Raw genomic sequence first — 884 nt, forward strand, 5'->3', positions numbered from 1 at the left:
TTCAAGATAATCCTGTTCTTCAACTTCTACCTCAAGCCAAATAGTCTCACTAAGGTCACCATTGCTTTCTGAACAATAAGCACTGCCATCACGACCGCCCTTCAACTCTGAAAGTTTAGCGCTAATCTCCTCGAGGTTTCCTTTTATTTTGTACAGCTGCTGAAAAACCGGTACTTCAATGGCATCCACCGTCACACCAGCCTCATCAAACTCTACCACTTGCACTGACTTTTTCTGGTTTAGCTCGTCAAAGCTAAGCGGAATTGGCGAACCACTATAGTAGATATTGCCATTGCCCTTAATTTGCTGCTGCTTATGGATATGTCCCAGGGCAATGTAATCTGCCGAGGGAAAGGATGTTGCTGAAAACGCCTCCAAGGTACCGATATAAATATCCCTGACCGATTCACTTGTGCGTGCGCCGACGACTGTTAAGTGCCCTGTCATAATAATCGGGATCTTTGAATCATTAATATCTCTTAAACCCAGGGCCTTACGATAAAGCACCTGATAGTGCCGCTTTATCGCATCTTGTAAATCTCGTTGCTTTTCCTTCCCTGTCGAACCGGAATGACTACCAACCAGGTCTCTAGCTCTTAGAAATGGAACGGCACATATAATTCCCTTTATTTCACCAGCAGCGCCTGTCAGGGGCAATAGCTGTTGCTCGTAGGTATTCTCGTTTGCAGAAGAAATTACATGCGTGTTGAAGTGCGCAAGCAAGTCAGAGGTTTCTTCAAGCATGGCGACAGAATCATGATTTCCGGCAACAATAACGAGAGGCACAGCCTTGTTTGTCGCTTCACTAAAGTCAATCACAAACTTGTGATAAAGTTCGCGAGCATAGCTAGGTGGAGCCCCGGTATCAAATATATCGCCGGCAA

1 protein-coding gene is annotated in these 884 nt (G+C 45.4%); it reads right to left on the minus strand.

Annotated features, from left to right (window positions below; all coding sequences use genetic code 11):
• The coding region (sbcD, locus tag A3756_RS24615; RefSeq protein WP_068554944.1) for an exonuclease subunit SbcD at positions 1-884 on the minus strand (884 nt) is incomplete at both ends.

The sequence above is a fragment of the Oleiphilus sp. HI0086 genome (genome assembly GCF_001635225.1).